Raw genomic sequence first — 20,088 nt, 5'->3', positions numbered from 1 at the left:
AACCCGTGTCCCCGGCTTGTCAGCGCCCGCCCCACGGGCCCGGGCCCCGGCGCTACAGTGCCGCTGAACGAGGCGGCACCGATCCGCCCAGGCGATTCGCAACCACAGCACAGCGGAGACAAGACGCATGGCCACCCCCTCCCCCGCCACGGCTTCCGGCCACGATGCCGGCAGCACCCCCTGGACACGCGCCTACCCGCCCGGCATGCGCTGGGACGCCGAGCTGCCCGTCAAGCCGGTGCAGCAGATGCTCGACGAGGCCGTCGAACGCTGGCCCGACCACTCCGCCGTCGAGTTCATGGGCCAGTCGCTCAGCTACCGCCAGCTCGGCCAGGCGGTCGACCGCTTCGCCAAGGGCCTGCAGGACCTGGGCGTGAAGCCCGGCGTGCACGTGGGCCTCTATCTGCCCAACACGCCCCATTACCCGATCGCGTTCTTCGCGGTGCTCAAGGCCGGCGGCACGGTGGTGAACTACTCGCCGCTGGACGCCGAGCGCGTGCTGGCCCACAAGATCGAGGACAGCCGCACCGACATCCTCGTCACGCTCGACCTGGTGAACCTCTACCCGCTGATGGCGCGCCTGCTCGACCACTCGCGCCTGAAGACGCTGGTGGTCGGCAGCCTGGGCGACTACGGCGCGATGGGCGACAAGGTGCAGGCGCAGCTGCAGGCCGCGGGGCAGATCGCGCCCGTGCCCACCGACGCGCGCCACGTGCGCTTCACCGACCTGCTGAAAAGCGAAGGCACGCACCAGACCTACCCGCTCGGCGACCTGGCCGAAGAGATCGTGGTGCTGCAGTACACCGGCGGCACCACCGGCCTGCCCAAGGGCGCGATGCTCACGCACGCCAACCTCAGCTCGGCGTCCGCCCAGTACTACGAGTCGACCAAGGGCGACCCGCCGATCCTGGCCGAAGGCAAGGAGCGCTTCCTGGTCGTGCTGCCGCTGTTCCACATCTTCGCGCTGAGCGCCGCGATGCTGCTGGGCGTGCGCCTGGGCGCGGCGTTGGTGCTGCACACGCGCTTCGATGTGGACGCGGTGATGAACGAGCTCGCGGCCAGCAAGATCAGCGTGTTCCCCGGCGTGCCGACGATGTACACCGCCATCCTGTCGCACCCCAAGGCCAGGGAGATGGACCTGCGCTCGCTGAAGTTCTGCGGCTCGGGCGGCGCGCCGCTGCCGGTGGAGGTGGAGCAGCGCTTCTTCGAGCTCACGGGCTGCCACCTCAACGAAGGCTGGGGCATGACCGAGACCTCGCCCGTGGGCACCTTCACGCCCGCGCGCGGCGTGCGCAAGGCCGGCTCGTGCGGCATGCCGCTGCCGCAGGTGCGCATCAAGCTCGTGAGCCTGGACGACCCGACGAAGGACGTCACCGCCTTCGGCGAGCCCGGCGAACTCTGCATCCGCGGCCCGAACGTGATGAAGGGCTACTGGAACAACCCGAAGGCCACGGCCGATTCGATGACCGCCGACGGCTACTTCCGCAGCGGCGACGTCGCGAAGATGGACGCCGACGGCTACCTCTACATCGTCGACCGCACGAAAGACATGCTGCTGTGCGGCGGCTACAACGTGTACCCGCGCGTGCTCGAAGAAGCGGTGTACGAGCACCCTTCCGTGGCCGAGGTGTGCGTGATCGGCATTCCCGACGACTACCGCGGCCAGTCGCCCAAGGCCTTCGTGAAACTGAAGGAAGGCGCGGGCGAACTCACGCTCGATGCGCTCAAGGGCTTCCTGAAGGACCGCCTGGGCAAGCACGAGATGATCGGCGCGCTGGAGATCCGCGCCGAACTTCCCAAGACGGCGGTAGGCAAGCTCTCGAAGAAGGACCTGGTGGACGAGGAGGCCCGCAAGCGGGCGTGACTCTGAAAAGCCCACAAGCGGACTTGACCGGGAAACGCCCGCAAGCGGGCGTGATACCGAAAAGCCCGCAAGCGGGCTTGATGCTGAAAAGCCCGCAAGCGGGCTTGATCACGAGGAAACCGGCCTACTTGGCGGTCTGCCCGAACGCCCCGGCCAGCAGCTCGTAAGAGCGCAGCCGCGCGGCGTGGTCGAACACCTGCGAGGTGATCATGAGCTCGTCGGCGCCGGTGCGCGCCACGAACGCTTCCACGCCCTGCTTCACGGTGTCGACCGAGCCCACCGCGGAGCACGACAGCACCGAGTCGAGCAGCGCGTTCTCCGCCGGCCCGACCTTCTGGCGGTAGTTCTCGACCGGCGGCGGCAGGCGCCCCGGGCGGCCGCTGCGCAGGTTCACGAAGGCCTGCTGCCACGAGGTGGCGCGGAACTCGGCCTCGGCGTCGGTGTCGGCCGCGAACACGTTGAAGCCCAGCATCACGTACGGCTTCTTCAACTGCGCCGACGGCTTGAAGGTCTCGCGGTAGATCTGGATGGCCTGCATGATCTGCTGCGGCGCGAAGTGCGAAGCAAAGGCGTAAGGCAACCCCAGGTGCGCCGCGAGCTGCGCGCCGAAGGTGCTGGAGCCCAGGATCCACACCGGCACCTCGAGCCCCGCGCCGGGCACGGCCTTCACGGCCTGCTGCGGCGCCTTCGACATGAAGTCCATCAGCTCGACCACGTCCTGCGGGAACTGGTCCGAGTCCGACTCGAGGTTGCGCCGCAAGGCCCGCGCCGTGCGCTGGTCGGAGCCGGGCGCGCGGCCCAGGCCGAGATCGACGCGCCCCGGGTACAGCGACTCCAGCGTGCCGAACTGCTCGGCGATCACCAGCGGCGAATGGTTCGGCAGCATCACGCCGCCGGCGCCGATGCGGATGGTGGACGTGCCCGCCCCCACATACGACAGCAGCACGGCCGTGGCCGCGCTCGCAATGCCCGGCATGCCGTGGTGCTCGGCCAGCCAGTAGCGCGTGAAGCCGAGTTTCTCGCCGTGCTGCGCCAGCGAAAGCGAGTTGCGGAACGACTGCGCGGCGTCGCTGCCCTCGGTGATCGGGGAAAGGTCGAGGATCGATAACGGAATCATGGCGCGATCATGGCGCGATCCGCCAACGCCGTCACGCGAGGGGCTATTCGGTTTGGTATAGCGTCGTCACGGTCGCGAAGTCGCGCGCGTTCTGCTCCACGTTCACCTGGAACGGCACGCTCTCGCCGGGCGCGATGGCCGGCAGGTTGTCCATCAGCTTGAAGCCGGTGAGCTGCCCGTTGCGGTCGCGCAGGCTCACCCACAGCCGCACCTTGCCGACGATGGCCGTGCCCGGGTTCGTCACGCTGCCCGTGACCTCCACGCTCCGGTAGCTGAAACGCTGGCTGAAGTTGAGCAGCACGCTGCCCGTCTCGGCCTTGGTGCCGGTCACCTTCACCTCGAGCGGCTTGCGCGGGCCCGGCAGCGCGGCACGGCGCATGGGCTTCCATTCGATGCGCGTCTGCGTGATGCGCTCGACGTCGCGCGGCTCCAGCAGGATCGGGAAGCGCTCGCCCGGGTACAGGTACGCCAGCCCCGTGATGGCCGTGCTGCCGTCGGCCTTGTTGCCGCCGAAGCGCGCGATCGCACCGCCGGGCGCGAGCACGATCGCGTCGTTGCTGCGATTCACCAGCTCGGTGAGGAACAGCGGCCGCTGGATGTTGCTGCGCCCCGCCACCAGCGGCAGCAGCTCGAGCTGCTTCTCGTCGAAGCGCTCGCTGTCGTCGGCCAGCAGGTCGTCGGTGCCCAGGCGCAGGTCGGGGTTGAAGTTTTCCGGGGCGCCCACCGTGCGGATCACGCGGTCGGCACTGAGCACCGGCGTGCGCGAACCCGAGGCCTCGACCGTGCTGTAGCCGATGCGGTAGTCCCACGCCGCAATGGCCGCCGCGCGGCCGAAGCGCGCGATGCTCACGTCCACCGAGGTGCGCGCGCCCGCCGGCACTTCGTTGGCCTGGCCGTAGCCGTGGCCGAAGCCGATCACCTGCCCCGCGTCGTCGTACAGCGTGGCCAGCACCTCGACGCCGCCGACCACCGCGGCGTCCTTGCGGTCGTTGACGATGCGGCCCACCAGCCGCACGCGTTCGCCCTGCTGGATGAGCCGCACGCGCGAGAAGGCCATGCGCGGGCCCTGCACCGCGTTGTAGGGCTCGGCCAGCTTCTGCACGCGCAGCTCCTGCCGCGTGACGTTCTTGCCGCTGGGCATGTCGATCAGCGCGGGCGCGCTCTCGCCGGGCTCCAGCACGGCCACCGGCAGCATCTCGCTGCGCTCGTCGAGCTTGCTGTCGCCGTCGTAGTACGTGGCGCGAATGCCGGCGCGCGACAGCGGCTTGCCGGTCTCGTTGCGCGCCACCACCAGCAGCTTGGGCTGCGCCGAACTGCCGCTGCCCACCAGCACCTGCCGCGGCTCGCCGAGCTTCAGGCCGTCGATGGGAATGGTGCGGTCGGCCACCGCGGCGACCACCGAGCGCGGCGTGCCCGATGCACTGCGCGTGTCGCCATGGCGGCCGCCGACGAACATGCCCACCACGCCGACGAGCACCGCGACGCCCAGCACCACGGCCACCACGACGCCGACCTTGCGCATCGCAAGCGCCTGCTGCTGCGCCTGCTCGGCCGCGAGCCGGCGGCCCGCCTCGTTCTTCACCTGGTCGAGCACGCGCTCGAGGCGGTCGGACACGTTGTCCTCCACCAGCGTGACAGAGCCGCAGTGCTCGCAGGTGTATTCGTTGAGGCCGGTGCGCTTGAGCACGCTGCTGCCGCATTCGCCGCACTTGAGCGTCTGGAGGTCGATGGTCATGTCGCGTCTTTTACCAGCCGAACTGTCCGCCGGGCTACCAGCCGAACACGTCGGCGATGTCCTCGGCCGCATCGGCGCCGCCGAGCAGCGGCGCGAGGCGCTCGATCAGCCGCGCGCGGTGCACCGGGTCGACCTCGCAGTCGTCCTCGTCGGTGAAGATGCCGTCGCCCGCCTCTTCCCACACCTGGCCGACGGTGCCGAGGCACGCGGCCATCTGCAAGATGTCGGCGAACAACGGCTCGTCCTCCTGCCAAGCGCCCGCGCCGTGCATCGCGAACTGGATCGCGCCGGTGCGCAGGTCGAAGATGAACGGGTCGGCGCCCTGGTCGGCCACCACGAGCCAGTGCTCGGGCCAATCGGCAATGCGCTCGCCGGTGATGCCGTGCCAGCGGTAGCCGGCCTGCAGCTGCCACAGCCGCGAGAGCGCGGGAATGCTGAACGAGTTGCCCGTGGTCGGCACCGTGAGGCCCGCGTAGCCCACGCGCTCGTTCACCCAGTTGCCGAGCGGGCCGACGTGCTCGTAGAAGCTTGCGATGGCGGCGGGCAGCGCCATGTCGCCGCGCCAGTGTTCGGCGGCGGATTGCGGCGCCAGTTCGCCATGAGGGGCCAGGGCCGCGCGGGCCTGTTCGATCGATGCCAAGTGTGTTCTCCGTTCAGGAAGGGGAGGCGGACTGCAATGCGGTGCGCAGTGCGGTGCGCAATGCGTCGATGTCGCCGGGTGCGATCTCGGCCACGTTGTGCAGGCCCTGCAAACCGGCGAGGCCGCACGCCGTCGATGCGACCACGGGCACGCCGGCCGCCACGGCGCGCAGCAGCGCGCGCGGTGCGTGCTCGACATGCGCGGGCAGCACGGCGACCGCGGCACCGGCCAGCCAGTCGCCTTGCCAGTTCATGTATTCGATGGGTTCGATGCCCTGCCAGAGCCGCGCGTCGTCCGGCGCCGAACCCAGCACGCGCAGCCGGCACGGCCAGCCTTGCAATGCGGCAGCGAGTTCGCGCGCGCCCTTGCGCGCCAGCGCGCTCGCGGCGAACACGACCAGCGGCAGTTCATGGCGTTCCATGCGCGCGGGCTTCACCGCGGGCAGCGTCCAGTCGAGCCGCTGCAACGCAGCCTGCGGCGCGTGCCTCGCGAACGCACGCGCCACGTCGGCATGCGGCGTGACGACGACCGCCGCGCGCGCGAGCGCCAGTGCCTCGGCGCGCACCAGCGACGCCTCGGCACGAAAGTCGCGCAAGGTGGCGTCGCCGGGCCAGCGGCGCGACGCGGCGTCGAGCCGCTGCTCGATGTCGGCCATCGGCAAGGCGCTGGCCAGCACCGTGACGCGGCGCCCGTCGAGCGCACCGATGCGCTGCAGGTGCGGCAGCAGCGCCTGCTCGACCACCAGCTGCGTGTGCGCGGGTTCCAGCCGCGCGGCAAAGGCCTGCGCGAGCCAGCGCTGGCCGTCGATCAGGCTGGCCTGCCGCCGGCCCGCGTGCCGCGCCCAGAGCCGCTGCCACAAGGCACGGCGCAGGCTCGCGGCCCATGGCGTTGTCACCGGTCCCTGGCCGTTCGCCACCGGCTCGCGATGCCACCCCGCGGAAGGCACGCGCCAGAACGCGAGCCGCAGCGGCACCGGCTGCATGCGCTGCGCCTGCGGGTGCGCCTCGCGCAGGTAGCGCGCGAACTCCGGCGTCCAGCCGTCGACCAGCACCGCCGTACGGCCTTCGGTACCCACGCCTGTCTGCGGGCGATGGCGAAAGCATGTCGTCTGCTCGCAGCTCAGGCAGCCGCGCGCCAACGGCAACGCAGCGGCCGTGCCGCCGTTCGCGCGCCGCAGCGTGACGGGGGCGGCCTGCAGCACCGACACCGACATCACCGGCGGCGCATGCGCACGGATGCGCACCACCAGCTCGGTGTCGGTCAACGCCACTTCGAGCCGCCAGGCCTGCTTCGCGCGCAGCTTGAGGTCGACGTAGTTCCAGAACACCGTCGCATCGACGGCGTCGCCTTCCGGCGTGCTCGCCTGCTCGACGCGCGCCGTGTGCCCATGGCGTTCGACCAGCTCGAACCCCGCGCGCACGGCCACGGTGGCCAGCGCGTTCGACAGCTGGCACAGGCCGCCGGCGAGCGTCGGCACCACGCAGCCGCCGCGCACCTCGCGCCCCAAGACAAAGCCGCGCCATGCACCCGGCCGCCCGAGCTGGCGCCAGAAGCTCAGCACTTCGCCGGCCGGTATCTCGATGGCGTCGAAGGCACGGCGCGCCACGCGCAGGTTCTGCACCTTGCCGGCGACGAGCGGAAACTCGTCGGCGCGGCCGTCGGTCCACAAGGGGGTTCGGTATTGCGCGAGCACGGGCGCGTCGGCCAGTGCATGGGTGCCGCCCTGCCAGCGCCGGGCCGAGGGCCGCAGGGTTTCGCGCAGTGCGTGGGCCGTGGCGAGCAGCCGCGAGCGCAGCCAGAAGTCGATCGCGTCGATGCGGCGCGGCGGCTGCCAGGCCTGCACGCTCACGCGGAGGGGCCTCGCTTGCGCCATTGGCCGAGGTCGGCTTCGATGCGCTCGTTGATGTTGCCGCTCCATTGCGCGCCGAAACCGGCCGCGCGCAGCAGCTCGACGATGCGATGGCCCACCACCACGGTGTTGGCTTCGCGCTGTTCGATCTCGGGAATCATGCCGCCGCTGAAGGCCAGGTGCAGCCGGCCGGTGCGCACCGCCGTGTCGAGGTCCTGCGAGTGATAGAAGCAGCAGCCGCGAACGCCCGAGGCCAGCCGCCCCGCGGCACGCCACTGCTCGCGCACGTCGTCATGGCCGTCGGCCAGCGTGTTGCCCGCGCGGTGCAGCGCAATGATCTTCTCGCCGCGCAGCTGCGTGAAGACCCCTTCGAGGCGGTCGTATTCGGTGTGCGCCGGCCAGGCGGCTTCGGCGGCGCGCTTGGCGGCGCAGGCCCGCGCGGCCTCGGCCTTGACCCAGGCACGGTCCTCGGGGGTGAGCTCGTCCGGATCGAGGTACTCGTCGGTGATCATCCATTCGACGTCGGCGTCGGGATAGAAGCCGCTCCACACCAGATCGTGGATGCGTCCGCGCGTGTCTTCAGGGTCGAGGGTGAGGGCCATGCGTGTTGGGTTGCCGCATTGGCGGCGACGAATCATGCTTTCTTGTTGGCTGGCGGGAGCGCCTTCATTCTCGCCCACCGCACCAGGATGGCGCATTAATGCGAAAGCATGCGGTCTTGCGGGAACCCTCGCAGCCGGCCCCGCAGTCACCCCACAACCATCACTTGCGGGCCGCGCCATCATGAAGGACGCGCCGAGGCAAGGCAATGCGCCTTTTGGCGAAGCTATGCTCGGCGGCTCTTCATGCCGCAGCGCCACCCTTCCCTCGATCTGATCGCCCACGTGCTCGGGCACCCGCCGGGCCCGGCGCACGCATCTTCCGACGGCCGCTACCAGGCGGCGATGGTGGGCACCGACACGGTGATCGTCGATCTCGTCTCACGGCGCATGCATCGCGCGCCCGGCGTGCATGTGCGCGCGTTCGACGACGCACCGCCCGACGGCATGGCCGCCCCCGCGCTGCGCGTGGAGGGCGAGGAGACCGCCACCGCTTACGCGCCGACATGGACCGACCTGCAATGGATTGCGCTCGGGGATGCCGCGCCTGCAACACCCGCCACACCCGCCACACCCACCGATTCCTGGTCACCCTGGCCGGACCCGCGCGCGGCCGGGCTGCCGCCCTTCGAAGAGCGCCTGCCCACCGAATGGACCTCCGGCGCGCCGCAGGCCACCGAGCGTGTGAAGAAGTCGGTCTCCGGCTGGATCGGGTGGCTGCTCGCAGGCGCAGTGCTGGCCTTCATGGCGGTGTTCGGCTTCCAGGCCATCACGTGGTCGCTGCGCGGCGGCTGGCAATGGCTGTGGCTGCTGGTGGGGTTGCCGTTCTTCGGCGTGTTCTCGGTGTCGATGGTGGTGTTCGTCGTCACGACGCTGCGCGAGCGCCGCCGCGTGCGGGTGGCGCTTGCGAACATCTCGCTGGAGCGCGGCGAAGGCTTTCGCGCGGACGCCCCGCTGGACCAGCGCCTGCGCGCGACGGTGCCGCCCGCGCAGGACGGCGAACGCAGCGTGGCGCCGGAACGCATCGTCGCGCGGCTGATGCAGCGCGCGATCCGCCAGGAGGCCGACGGGCGCGCGGTGCTGGTGGACGAGTGCCGCGACGAAACCACCGCACTGTGCGAGGACGCCCGCGAAGACAGGTGCGTCTATGCGTGGACGCTGCGCGCGGGCCCGGCGCTCGAAGGCCCGTCGCAATGGTTCGTCGCGCTGCACGACGCGGCGGCACCGGACGGCCCGCCGTTCCTCGTGGCCGCGCTGCGGGAATTGCCCTCGCGCTGATTCAGCGTCAGCGCGCCGCGCCCGGCTCAGCGTCAGCGCGCCGCGCCCGGCGCTTCGGCTGCACCGGCGGCGATGGCGGCCAGCAGCACCTGCGCCGACCGCACCCGGCCCATGCGCGGGAACACCTGCGTGTTCGCGAACACATGCGGCTCGGCGGCCAGCGAGGTCATCGCGTCTTCCACGAACACCAGCTCGTAGCCCCGGTCGAAGGCCGCGCGCGCGGTCGACTCGACGCCGAAGTTGGTCGCGATGCCGCTCATCGCCAGCGTGCGGATGCCGCGGCGGCGCAGTTGCTGGTCGAGGTCGGTGCCATAGAAGGCGCCCCACTGGCGCTTGGTGATCCGAACGTCGCCGGCCTGCACCTGCAGCTCGGGCACCAGTTCCGAGAACTCGGGCGGCGGCACGGGCGATCCGGGTGGCCGGCCGATGGAGGCGTCGGCCGGCAGGCTCAGCAGCGCGGTCACGTCCACGCGCACCCACACGACCGTGCCGCCCGCCGCGCGCAAGGCGTCGGCGATGCGCTGGCTCCGCTGCACCACGTCGGCGGCGGTGTGCGGCGCGAGCGCCCGGCCCACATTGCTGTGCTGGAGGTCGATGGAAATGAGGGCGGTATGGCGGGGGTTCAGGTCGAGCGATTGCATCCGGGCCATGGTAGTGAGGGCGTATGAGGCGGCCATGAGCGCACGCGGTGGCGGGCGCCCCGCGGCCCAGAAAAAAGCCGGGCCATGCAATTGCATGGCCCGGCTTCTGTCTTTTCCCTTGCCGGGACGCTGTCGCAGATGACAGCGGCAGGTTTACAGCGGCAGGTTGTCGCCGTGGGCTGCAGCACGGGCTGCGGCGCGCACCGCGGCGCGGTCCACCGAGCTGGCCACGACCGGTGCGACACCGGAAGAAGCGCCGTCGGCATACGGGTCGGCGGAATGGGCAGCGGCAACGGCTTCGGCGCGGATCGCGGCGCGGTTGGCCGTCGACACGAACACGGGCGCCGGGCCGGCGTTGGCACCGGTGGCATAGGGGTTCGCGCTGTGGGCGGCCACGACGGCCTGGCTGGCGACGTCGGCGCGGCTGGCGGCCGAGGTCAGTTGATGCACGCCGTCATACGTTTCGGCATGGGCAGCGCCGGCAGCGGCGAGCAGAGCGATGGAGATGGCGGAGAGGAGCTTCGAGGCGGTCATTTGGTTGTCCTTTGTTCGTTCGGTCAGTTCTTTTTGCACTTGGATGATTTCGAACGGGTCTTGGGTGGGTCACCGTCCCTCCGGGGGGCGGCCACCTCGCTCGGGGCCCTGTTCTCTCGGATCGACTGGGTGGTTGGTCCGTGAAATGAATTGTGCGCCGATCTCTAAGTAAAAACCCTTATGCAAACGAACCACGCTGTTCACACAATGGAAACAATCACCTGATCCAGGAGGCGTTTGGCGCCTTGCCGTAGAGTCGCCGGCATGCACGCGCCGGCCTCCTCCCCCTCTGCTTCTGCCCCCACTTCCCAAGCCCCGTGGGGCGCCCCGGACACCGTGTTCGACCGGCTGGAAGGCGCATGGACGCTGGAGCGCACCATCGAAGGCCAGGCCGCCATGACCGGCACCGCCGTGTTCACGCCGCTGGCGCCGGGCTGGCTGAAGTACCGCGAGGAAGGCCGCATCCGGCTGGCCGACGGCAAGGAGTTCGACGGGCACCGGGAGTACCTGTTCGAGCGCGCGCCGGGCGGCTTCAGCGTGCACTTCGCCGAAACGCCGCCGCGCCTGTTCCACGCCATTGCAATAGTGCGCGACGGTGATGCGCTCGCCGGGTCGGCCACGCACCTGTGCACGCCCGACACCTACGACAGCAGCTACCGCTTCCTGGCGGACGGCGGCTTCGTCATCCGCCACACGGTGCACGGCCCGCGCAAGGACTACCTGTCGGCCACCGTCTTCAGGCGGCGCGAGGGGTAGCGGGTAGCCGGGAATTCAATCGCGGCGGCCGCGTCAGTCGCGGTCCAGCCGCCAGGCCGGCATGCCGCGCATCACCGTCTGCACGAGCATCGCGCAGATGCCGCACTTGATCAGGTCGCCCGGAATGAACACCAGCATGGCCAGCGCGGCCTGCGACAGCGACATGTGGGCGATCCACGAGAGCCCGGCGATGCCGAAGGCGTAGACCACGAGGATGCCGCCGACCGCCGAAGCCGCGAAGGCCGCCGCCAGCAGCGGCAGGCCCGTGGCGCCGGCCATGCGGCGCATTGCGAGGCGCATCAGCAGGCCGCAGGCGAAGGCACCGAACATCCAGCCGAACAGGAAGCCCGAGGTCGGCCCCACGAACACGCTGAGCCCGCCGCGGCCGCCCGGCAGCAACGGCAGGCCCAGCGCCACGGCCAGCAGGAACAGCGCGATGGCCAGGAACCCGCGGCGCGGCCCGAGCAGGCAGCCCGCCAGCATCACGCCCAGCGACTGCAGCGTGATCGGCACGCCGAACGGCAGGTCGATCTTGGGGATCAGGCCGAACACCGCCATCAGCGCCGCGAACAACGCGATGTACGACAGGGAACGGGACGAGGTGAGGGAGCCGGTGGTGGTCATGGCGTTCGCAATCGAGAAGAAGTCGGAAAGTCAGCGGCCCAGCCGCGCGGCCAGCGCATCGGCCACGCGCTCGGCCGTCTGCAGCGTGCGGATGGTCAGCGGCGCCAGCAGCCGCAGCCCGCCGCCGTGGCCCGTGCGCGCGCGGTAGGCGTCGTCCAGGCGCTGCCACTGCACATAGAAATTCTCGGCGAAGCGCAGCATCAGGCCAAGGCCGAGCGCGATCCGCTCGGTCGGCACGCCGAAGCGCTGCAGCGGGTGCAGCACGGCCTCGAGCACCGCCAGCAGGTCCTCGAAGCGCGTGGTCAGCGTGAGCATCAGCGCGAGCGTGGCCGCGCTGCCCAGGCGCAGCGCGCTCGCCACGCCCAGCGGCGTGGTGCCCATCGCCCAATGAAAGCCGACGATCAGCCCGCCGGCGACGGCCACGCCCAGCAGCATGCGCACGCGCCGCCACGCGGGCGGCCCGAGCGACGCGAACAGCAGCAGCACCGCCGCGCAGGCCGCGCCCAGGTACGCGGGCCGCTCGACCAGCACCAGCAGCGTGCCGCACACCGACAGCACCGCGAGCTTCAGCCACGCGGCCATCGCGTGCATCCACGTCGGCTGCTCCGAATAGAGGCTACGCATGCGCGCCCCGCTCCGCGGCCGCGCGCTCGCGCACGTTTTCCGAATAGGCCTCGCACACCTCGCGGCCCGGCCCGTCGGCGCGCACGCGGCCCTGTTCGAGCCACAGCACGCGCTCGAAGTCGTACACGTGCTCGAGCAGGTGGGTGGACACGACGATCTGCTGGTCGGTCGCGTCGAGCTGCGCCGCCAGCCGCGCCTGGCTCAGCAGGTCGAGACTGGCAAAGGGCTCGTCGAGCAGCAGCGTGGCGGGCCGGCTGATCTGCAGCGCCAGCAGGCACACCTGCTGCCTCTGGCCCTGGCTCAGTTCGCCCACCGCGCGCCCGGCCCAGGCCTCGAGCCCGCGCTGCGCGAGGAAGTCGCGCGCCTGCCGCCGCGCGGCCTGCCGCGTCTCGCCGCGCGCCGTGAGGCTGAAGGCCAGTTCCTCGGCCACCGTGGGAAAGATGATCTGGTCGTCGGGGTTCTGGAACATCAGCCCGACGTGCTGCGACAGCTGCCTGCGGTCGGTCTGTGTGTCGCAGCCGTGCACCGTGACGCGCCCCTGCGCCGGCTGGTCGAGCCCGCTGATCAGCCGGAACAGGCTGCTCTTGCCCGCGCCGTTGTCGCCGACCAGCCCGATGCGCGATTCCCGCAGCTCGAGCGTCAGGCCCTCGAACACCGGCCGGCTGCCGCGCACGAGCGTCACCGCCTCGAGGCGAATGCTGCGGGGGGCGCTGGGGGCTGTCGGGGTCGGCTGCGGCAAGGGGTCGCCACTGTACCCGAAGGCGCCCGGGGCCCACGGGGCCCCACGGGGTTCATGGGACGGCGGCAAACAGCCCGTTGAGCTCGCCGACCGACAGCATGCCCTCGCCCATGGTGCCGAAGCGCCCGTGCGCGAAGGCCTCGGCGGCAATGCGCCCGGCCAGCCCCAGCGCCGACTGCAGCGGCCCGCAGCCCAGGCTGATGCGCCGCGCACCGGCGCGCGCGAGCGCCTCGGCCGGCGGCGCGCCGGCATAGCCCGCGTACACGTTCAGCGGCAGCTTCACCGCGCCCGCCAGCTTCGCGATTTCATCGGGGCTGGACATGCCCGGCACGAAGATGCCGTCCGCGCCCGCCGCCGCATAGAGCCGCGCGCGGCGCCGTGCCTCCTCGAAACGCGCCGCCGGGTCGTCCCAGGGCACGAAGTAGGCGTCGGTGCGCGCGTTGATGAAGAAGCGCGCGTCCAGCTTTCGGATGGCGGCGATGCGCTCGCACAGTACCTCCGGCGGCGCCAGTTCCGCCGTGCCCGATGCACCCGGCACCGAGCCGTCCTCGATGTTGATGCCCGCCACGCCCATGCCGATCAGCGCGCCCGCCAACTCGGCCACGGCCTGCGTGCTGTCGCCGAAGCCGCGCTCTATGTCCACGCTCACCGGCACGCGCGCCACGCGGCAGATGCGCGCGCAGGCCGCCAGCAGTTCACTGGCGGGCATGCGTTCGCCGTCCGCGTAGCCGAGCGACCAGGCCATGCCCGCGCTGGTGGTGCCGATGGCCGTGGCCCCGGCACGCTCGACGACGCGGGCGCTCACGGCGTCCCATGCGTTCACGAGCACCAGCGGCCCGGGGCCCGCGTGCAGGCGGTGGAAGGTTTCGGTGTGGCGTTGCGCGTCGCTGGCTCGCATGGTCGTTCGTTCCGGGGAAGTTGGGCAATGACCGCAGGGTAACCACGACGCGCCGCTCGGACTTGGAAAAAATTGCGGTCCGCGCCGTCGGGCGCCGCGCGCTCACTTCACGCCGTAGCGCCGGGCCGCCCGCAGCGCCACCAGGCTCACCAGCACGCCGAAAGCCACGTAGAACGATGGTGCGATCTTGCTGCCCGTGGCCGTGATGAGCCAGGCACTGATGAAGGGCGCGAAGCCGCCGAAGATCGCCACGCCGAAGCTGTAGCTCACCGACAGCCCGGTGCCGCGCGTGGCCGCAGGGAACAGCTCCGACATCGCCGCCGAGATCGGACCCCAATACGCCGACGCAACCACGCCCATGGCGGTGAGCGCCAGCATCAGCGCCGGCACCGACGGATGGTTCACCAGCAGGTAGAACAGCGGCACGATCATCACCCCCATGGCCAGCGCGGCATTGCGCATGACGACCACGCGTCCCACCCGGTCCGACAGGCTGCCGAACATCGGCACCAGCGCGAACTGCAGCACGCCGAACCAGAAGGTGCCCGCGAAGGCCATCGACGCCGGCAGGCCCAGCTGCCGCACCGCGAAGGTCGGCATGAAGAGCCCCGTGTAGGCCACCACGGTCGCCAGAATGATGAGCCCCATGGCCGCCAGCGTGCGCCCGCGCTGGTCGACCAGCGTGGTGCGCACCGGCGAGGCCTCCTGCGCCGCGCGCTTGAACTCCAGGCCCTCGTCCAGGTGGCGGCGGATGTACAGGCCCGCGGGCCCGATCAGCAGGCCGAAGAAGAACGGAATGCGCCAGCCCCACGCCAGCAGTTGCTCGGGCGTGAGCAGCGCGTTCAGTCCCATGCCGAAGCCCGCCGCCAGGAAAGTGGTGATGCCCTGGCTCGCAAACTGCCAGCTCGCGAAGAAGCCGCGCCGGCGCGGGTCCTGCTCGGCCAGCAGCGCGGTGGCGCTGCCGAACTCGCCGCCGGCTGCGAAGCCCTGCAGCAGCCGCGCGAGAATGACCAGCCCCGGCGCCCACAGCCCGATCTGCGAGAAGGTCGGCGACACCGCGATGAGCAGCGTGCCGCACAGCATGATCGCCATCGACAGCGTCAGCGCGTTCTTGCGCCCCTTGGCGTCGGCGTACGCGCCGAGCACCAGCGAGCCGACCGGACGCATCACGAAGGTCACGCCGAAGGTGCCCAGCGTGATGAGCAGCGACACGCTCTCGTTCTCGGCGGGAAAGAACAGCTTGGCGATGGTCACGGCCAGAAAGCCGTAGATGACGATCTCGAACCACTCCAGCGCATTGCCGATGGAGATGGCGGTGATGACGCGCAGCGTGCTCTGCCTGGCCGCGGGTTCGGCGGGCTCGGCAAGCTCGGCGGGGTTTGACATGGCGCGGGTGCGCGGGGCGAGTGTGCTCATGGTGCTGCGTGCTCCAGGGATGGTTGAACCGGATGGCCCGCGCCCGTCGCGGGGCGGACGCCGAAGTGATGCAGCACGTTGCGCAGCACCCCTTCGAAACAGGGATCGACACCGAGCACCCAGCTCGCACCGACGGCACCGGCGTTGAACACGCGGCCGCCCCGCGGGCGCTCCCAATAGATCATCTCGGCCGAGAGCCCGTCGAGCGACTCGGTCACGTTGGAGAAGTAGTCCAGGTACGCATCGAGGCGGCCCGGCTGCAGCCGCCGCCCCTGCGCGATCACCTGGATGCCCTGCTGCGGCGCGGGCAGCTGTTCGCCGGCCGGCAACGCATGCGTCATGCGGCGCAGCGTGGCCACGCTCAGGTCCCACTCGTGGCCAATGGCGCGCGGCAGGCCGCCGCCCGGCGCGTGGCCGAAGGTGTCGCCCTCGGCCAGCCCCAGCGCGTGCGGCTGCGTGAACAGGAAGTGTTGCGGCTGCGTGGCGTGGTACACGCCGAAGTCGCTGCCGTCGGCAAAGGCCCAGCCCGCCGACTCCAGCCCGATGAGCTCCGCGCAGGAGCGCCCGGCCTGCCGGAACTGGCCGCCGCGCGCCCAGTCCTGCGCGTGGTATTGCTCGCCGTAGGGCCCGGCAGGCGGGCGGACCTGGGCGGCCTCCTCGCTGTCCACGTCGTTCGGGCCGAGCACCTTGCGCTGCTCCATCACCGTGCACGCCTCGTCGTAGCTCACGCGCAGGTACATGGTGTTGCCCGACAGAACGATGGCCGTGCCGCCGTCGCACAGGTAGTCGTCCAGGCCGTCGCAGGCGGGCAACGACCAGTACTCGCTGTGGCCGTTGACCATCACCGTCTTGTAGGCCTTCAGCAGGCCCGGGTCGCGGTGCAGGTCGAGGTCGCTCACCACGTCGTAGTCGTAGCCGGCCTGTTCGAGCCACACGTGCAGTCGGCGCTCCAGCCGGGTCCACTGGCAAAAGCCCGCATCGGCCGGGTCGTACAGCGCGTCCGGACTGGCGTTGGGCCAGGGCATGCGCAGGCCGACCTGGTAGCTCGGCTGGCCGCCGCGGTGATAGGTGTAGCTGCTGTACGCCGGCGCCTCGGGGTGGCTGTTTTCCAGGCCGGCCGAGCGCCGCGGCCAGACCGGATCGCTCGCGGTGTTCTTCGCGAAGGGCGTGCTCGCATAGGCCAGCCAGCTGTTGGTGGCGCACAGCACCAGCACCGGCGCGGGCGCCTGGTGCGCGGCGCGGCGCACGATGAAGGTGATGTCGTACACGGCGGGCCGCCCGTCGAGCAGGAAGTGCACGCGGCCCACGTACACGCCGGACTTCGCGTTCGCGGGAATGCGAAAGGCGTGACTCTCGGGCCAGCGGCAGTCGTAGAGGTCGTCGCTCGCCAGCCGCAGGCCGTGGCCGCGCGTGGGGTCGGCCAGCGGGTCGTAGCCGTTGTCGGAGAACTCGTTCACCCGCCGCGGCTCGAAGGCCGGGCCGACGATCATCCAGGTGCCGTGGTTGACGATGCAGCCGGTGCGCTGGTGGCCGCTGGCGTCGGCCACCGTGTCGCCGCGCTCCTCGCGCAGCGGCCAGCAGGCCAGCACCGTGCGCCCGCGCGGCGTGTGCAGGCCGCGGTCGGCGAAGCGCGAGCGCACCTCGTCGGGCTGCAGCGCCTGCGAATAGATCGCGGGCATGACGATGTCGCCCTCGAGAAACGCATCGGCCAGGCCGTCGATGCCGCTGCTGCCCAGGCGCAACGGTGCCCGGCCCGGGTGCAGCGGGCCGCGCCACCGGCCGCGCGCGACCGCCTCGCCGTCGATCCACAACGCGGTGTCTTCGCCGTCCCACGTGGCAACGACGTGGTGCCACCGCTTGGGCCGCAGCGCGCCGCCCATGAGCTGGCCGCGCACATCGAACGCGCCGCCGTCGCCCAGATAGAACACCGTGCGCCCGGCCTCGTCGATGAAGAGTCCGTAGCCGCACGCACCGGGCAGGTCGTACTGCCCGATCACGCTTTGCTGCGTGCCCACGCTCCAGACCTGCACCCAGCACTCCAGCGTGAGCGCGCGCAGCGGCTGGTCGAGGCCGCGCGCCACGCGCACGTAGGAACCGGGGTGGATCGGCTGCACGCGCGCCGACGACGGCTCGAAGGCATGCAGCACCGTGTCGGCGGTGCGGCCTTCGACGTCGGGGCCCAGCCGGCACACCGAGAGCGTGCAGGGCACGTCGTGGCTCAGGTGGAAGCGCACCACCTCGCCGGCGGCGACGCTCTTGCGGTCGGTGTAGCCGTGCACGCCGGGCACGTGCAGGCTGCGGTGGGGCGCGAGTGTCCCAGGCATCGGCACGGCCCTCGTCACGCCGAAACGGCCAGTCCGCTGGGCGCGATCTCGTCGGCCAGGTCGCGCAGCGAGCGCTCGAGCAGGTCCACCAGCTCGTCGATTTCATCGGGCGTGATGGTCAGCGGCGGCGTGATCATCTGGAAGTCGCCGAAAGCACCCAGGTTGGCGCGCCGGTTGTACAGCGCAATGCCGTGCTTCAGCCCGTGCGCGGTGAGCCGCGCCGGCGCATTGAAGCTGGCCGGCAGCTGCCGCCTGGTGGCCTTGTCGGCCACGATCTCGATGGCGGTGAAGAGCCCCTTGCCGCGCACGTCGCCCACGATGGGCGAACGCTCGGCCACCTCCCGCAGGCGCGCCATCAGCAGCTCGCCCATGTCGCGCGCGCGGTTCACCAGGTCCAGCCGGATCACCTCGCCGACCACCGCGTTGGCCACCGCGCACGACAGCGGATTCGTGAAGTAGGTGTGGCCGTGCACGAAGCCGCCGCTGCTGGCAATGGCGTCCACGATGCGATCGGGCACCAGCAGCGCACCCAGCGGCGTGTAGCCCGCCGCCAGGCCCTTGGCCAGCGTGACGAAGTCGGGCCGCGCGCCGGCCCAGTGGTGCGCGGCCAGAAAGGCGCCGGTACGGCCCGCGCCGCTCATGATCTCGTCGTAGATCAGCAGCACGCCGTAGCGGTCGCAGATCTGGCGCACGCGCTCGAAGTACGCCGCGCCCGTCACCACCGCGCCGGTCGACAACCCCCCGATGGGCTCCAGGATGAAGGCCAGCACGGTGTCGGGCCCTTCGCGCACGATGGTGGCCTCCAGCGCGTCGGCGCAGGCCATGGCGTGCGACTCCACCGTGTGGCCGTCGGGTACGCGGTACGACAGCGGCGCGGGCACCTTCGGCATCTCGCGCACCATGGCGCCGTAGATGGCTTGCGTGTGCGCGTCGCCCGTCACGGCCAGCGCGCCGAGCGTGGAGCCGTGGTAGCTGGGGTTGCGCGAGATGACCTTGGCACGCCGCGGCTGGCCCATGACCACCGCGTACTGCCGCGCCAGCTTCAGCGCCGACTCGTTGGCCTCCGAACCGCCCGAGACGAAGAAGGCGCGCTCGAAGCCTTCGCCCGCCAGCTTGCACACGCGGTCGGCCAGCGCGATGCTGTGCTCGCTCTCGAAGAAGCGCGGGTAGGCGAAGGTCACCTGCGCGGCCTGTGCCTGCATGGCCGCCAGCACCCGCGGGTTGCCATGGCCGATGTTGGCCACCACCGCGCCGGCCGTGGCGTCGAGGTAGCGGCGCCCGCTGGCGTCCCACAGGTAGAGGCCTTCGCCGCGCGCGATCCGCGGCGGCCGGGGCGTGCCCTTGGCGGCATAGAAGCCGAGCACGGAGCCGCCCTGGGGCGTGTCGCCCACGGTGCGGGGGGTGTCTTCGATCGTGGTGCTCATCGGGGAATTTCCAGTCGCATGTCTTGAACGGCCCGACGATAGGCAGACGCCGCCGACATGGGTAGACGTATGGAGCGATGAAGTGCTATACGTCTGGCGCATGAAGAACACCCACGACCGGCTCGACCTGCTCGACACCTTCATCAAGATCGGCGAGAGCGGCTCGCTCAGCAGGGCCGCGCGCCTGCTCGGCACCACGCAGCCCACGGTGAGCCGCCGCCTGCTCGAGCTGGAGCGCCTGCTGGGCTGCAAGCTGGCCATTCGCAACACCGCCAACTTCTCGCTCACCGACGAGGGCCGCTCGCTGCTGGCCGAGGCACACGACCTGACCGACCGCTGGTCGGGCCTGTCGCAGCGGCTGCGCGGCGGCCAGAGCCAGCCCGACGGCACGCTGCGCGTGATCGGCCCGTCGGGCTATGGCACCGGCTTCCTGACCGATGCGGTGACCGACCTGCGCGCCTCGCATCCGCAGGTGCGCGTGGAGCTCACGCTGACCGATCGCGTGGTCGACCTCGCGGCCTCCGGCGCGGAATGCTGGGTGTGCGTGGGCGAGGTGCGCGACCCCGGCCTGGTGAGCCGGCCGCTGGGCCACATGGAGCGGGTGCTGATCGCCACGCCCGCGCTGCTCAAGCGCACCGGCCCCGTCACGCTGGCCCGGCTGCCGCAATTGCCGTGCGTGGGCCTGGTGCCGTACGTGACGGGCAACGTGCGCCTGATCGACCGCGGCGGTCGCTCGCGCATCGTGGCGCTGGACACGCCCATCCGCACCGACAGCCTGTTGGCCAGCTACCGCGCGGTGCTCAACGGCGCGGGCATCGGCGCCGCCGCGCCGTGGATGTGCCACGACGACATGCGGGCCGGCCGCTTGAAGCGCGTGCTGCCGAACTGGTGGCTGGAGCCGATCGGCGTGCACGTCGCGCTGCCGCCGGGCTTGTACCGGCCGGCGCGTGTCACGGCGTTCGTGGAAGCGCTGCGCGCGCGCATGCATGCACTGCCGGGGTTCAAACCCGCGTCGTGAAGCGCGCG

At 71.1% G+C, this 20,088-nt stretch carries 18 protein-coding genes; 4 read left to right on the top strand and 14 right to left on the bottom strand.

Annotation, left to right across the window (positions count from 1 at the left end; translation table 11 throughout):
• The first annotated feature begins 127 nt into the window (after positions 1–127).
• Complete coding sequence (locus BM004_RS15450) at positions 128–1,864, top strand: long-chain-fatty-acid--CoA ligase (RefSeq protein ID WP_093214595.1); 1,737 nt, start codon at positions 128–130, stop codon at positions 1,862–1,864.
• Positions 1,865–1,988: 124 nt separating this feature from the next.
• Here the strand turns inward: BM004_RS15450 and BM004_RS15445 are convergent, their stop codons facing one another.
• Genes BM004_RS15445 through BM004_RS15425 form a run of 5 tightly spaced genes read right to left on the bottom strand, consistent with a single transcriptional unit; the run spans position 1,989 to position 7,807 of the window.
• Positions 1,989–2,981, bottom strand: a complete 993-nt coding sequence (locus BM004_RS15445; RefSeq protein ID WP_093214592.1) for an LLM class flavin-dependent oxidoreductase — start codon at positions 2,979–2,981, stop codon at positions 1,989–1,991.
• A gap of 43 nt (positions 2,982–3,024) precedes the next feature.
• Entirely contained in the window at positions 3,025–4,716 is a 1,692-nt protein-coding gene (locus tag BM004_RS15440) for an FxLYD domain-containing protein (protein ID WP_093214589.1), read from the bottom strand.
• 34 nt (positions 4,717–4,750) lie between these two features.
• Positions 4,751–5,356, bottom strand: coding sequence for a hypothetical protein (locus tag BM004_RS15435; protein ID WP_093214586.1), 606 nt, complete (start codon positions 5,354–5,356; stop codon positions 4,751–4,753).
• A gap of 13 nt (positions 5,357–5,369) precedes the next feature.
• On the bottom strand, positions 5,370–7,205 hold the full coding sequence (locus BM004_RS15430) for a VanW family protein (RefSeq protein WP_256219911.1): 1,836 nt from the start codon (positions 7,203–7,205) through the stop codon (positions 5,370–5,372).
• Positions 7,202–7,807 carry a DUF6891 domain-containing protein gene (locus BM004_RS15425; protein WP_093127396.1) on the bottom strand — a complete coding sequence of 202 codons (606 nt, stop codon included), beginning with the start codon at positions 7,805–7,807 and terminating at the stop codon, positions 7,202–7,204. The genes BM004_RS15430 and BM004_RS15425 overlap by 4 nt, the downstream gene beginning before the upstream one ends.
• A gap of 243 nt (positions 7,808–8,050) precedes the next feature.
• Between BM004_RS15425 and BM004_RS41970 the strand changes: the two genes are divergently transcribed.
• Positions 8,051–9,082: a hypothetical protein gene (locus BM004_RS41970; protein ID WP_256219910.1), complete on the top strand. Its 1,032-nt coding sequence runs from the start codon at positions 8,051–8,053 to the stop codon at positions 9,080–9,082.
• Between the two features lie 32 nt (positions 9,083–9,114).
• Here the strand turns inward: BM004_RS41970 and BM004_RS15415 are convergent, their stop codons facing one another.
• Both BM004_RS15415 and BM004_RS15410 read right to left on the bottom strand, forming a co-directional pair.
• The gene (locus BM004_RS15415; protein WP_256219909.1) at positions 9,115–9,732 is read right to left on the bottom strand and encodes an isochorismatase family protein; all 618 of its coding nucleotides are present in this window, start codon (positions 9,730–9,732) and stop codon (positions 9,115–9,117) included.
• A 144-nt stretch (positions 9,733–9,876) separates the two neighbouring features.
• Positions 9,877–10,257, bottom strand: a complete 381-nt coding sequence (locus BM004_RS15410; protein ID WP_093214578.1) for a helicase SNF2 — start codon at positions 10,255–10,257, stop codon at positions 9,877–9,879.
• 336 nt (positions 10,258–10,593) lie between these two features.
• On the opposite strand from BM004_RS15410, the gene BM004_RS15405 reads away from it, so the two are divergent.
• Positions 10,594–11,013, top strand: a complete 420-nt coding sequence (locus BM004_RS15405; protein ID WP_256219908.1) for a DUF6314 family protein — start codon at positions 10,594–10,596, stop codon at positions 11,011–11,013.
• Between the two features lie 33 nt (positions 11,014–11,046).
• Here the strand turns inward: BM004_RS15405 and BM004_RS15400 are convergent, their stop codons facing one another.
• The 7 genes from BM004_RS15400 to BM004_RS15370 form a co-directional block, all read right to left on the bottom strand.
• Entirely contained in the window at positions 11,047–11,637 is a 591-nt protein-coding gene (locus tag BM004_RS15400; RefSeq protein WP_093214573.1) for a biotin transporter BioY, read from the bottom strand.
• A gap of 30 nt (positions 11,638–11,667) precedes the next feature.
• The gene (locus BM004_RS15395; RefSeq protein WP_093127408.1) at positions 11,668–12,261 is read right to left on the bottom strand and encodes an energy-coupling factor transporter transmembrane component T family protein; all 594 of its coding nucleotides are present in this window, start codon (positions 12,259–12,261) and stop codon (positions 11,668–11,670) included.
• Complete coding sequence (locus BM004_RS15390) at positions 12,254–13,000, bottom strand: energy-coupling factor ABC transporter ATP-binding protein (protein ID WP_093214570.1); 747 nt, start codon at positions 12,998–13,000, stop codon at positions 12,254–12,256. The genes BM004_RS15395 and BM004_RS15390 overlap by 8 nt, the downstream gene beginning before the upstream one ends.
• Positions 13,001–13,052: 52 nt before the next feature.
• The gene (locus tag BM004_RS15385; RefSeq protein ID WP_093214568.1) at positions 13,053–13,898 is read right to left on the bottom strand and encodes an isocitrate lyase/PEP mutase family protein; all 846 of its coding nucleotides are present in this window, start codon (positions 13,896–13,898) and stop codon (positions 13,053–13,055) included.
• A gap of 102 nt (positions 13,899–14,000) precedes the next feature.
• On the bottom strand, positions 14,001–15,284 hold the full coding sequence (locus BM004_RS15380; RefSeq protein WP_093128092.1) for an MFS transporter: 1,284 nt from the start codon (positions 15,282–15,284) through the stop codon (positions 14,001–14,003).
• A 26-nt stretch (positions 15,285–15,310) separates the two neighbouring features.
• Positions 15,311–17,638, bottom strand: coding sequence for a LamG domain-containing protein (locus BM004_RS15375; RefSeq protein ID WP_093214565.1), 2,328 nt, complete (start codon positions 17,636–17,638; stop codon positions 15,311–15,313).
• Between the two features lie 14 nt (positions 17,639–17,652).
• Positions 17,653–19,062, bottom strand: a complete 1,410-nt coding sequence (locus BM004_RS15370) for an aminotransferase family protein (RefSeq protein ID WP_093214562.1) — start codon at positions 19,060–19,062, stop codon at positions 17,653–17,655.
• 100 nt (positions 19,063–19,162) lie between these two features.
• On the opposite strand from BM004_RS15370, the gene BM004_RS15365 reads away from it, so the two are divergent.
• On the top strand, positions 19,163–20,080 hold the full coding sequence (locus tag BM004_RS15365; RefSeq protein ID WP_093127421.1) for a LysR family transcriptional regulator: 918 nt from the start codon (positions 19,163–19,165) through the stop codon (positions 20,078–20,080).
• Positions 20,081–20,088: the final 8 nt, after the last annotated feature.

It is taken from the genome of Variovorax sp. OK212 (assembly GCF_900112425.1).
Lineage (GTDB): Bacteria > Pseudomonadota > Gammaproteobacteria > Burkholderiales > Burkholderiaceae_C > Variovorax.
This window is presented reverse-complemented; position numbering and strand designations above follow the sequence as displayed.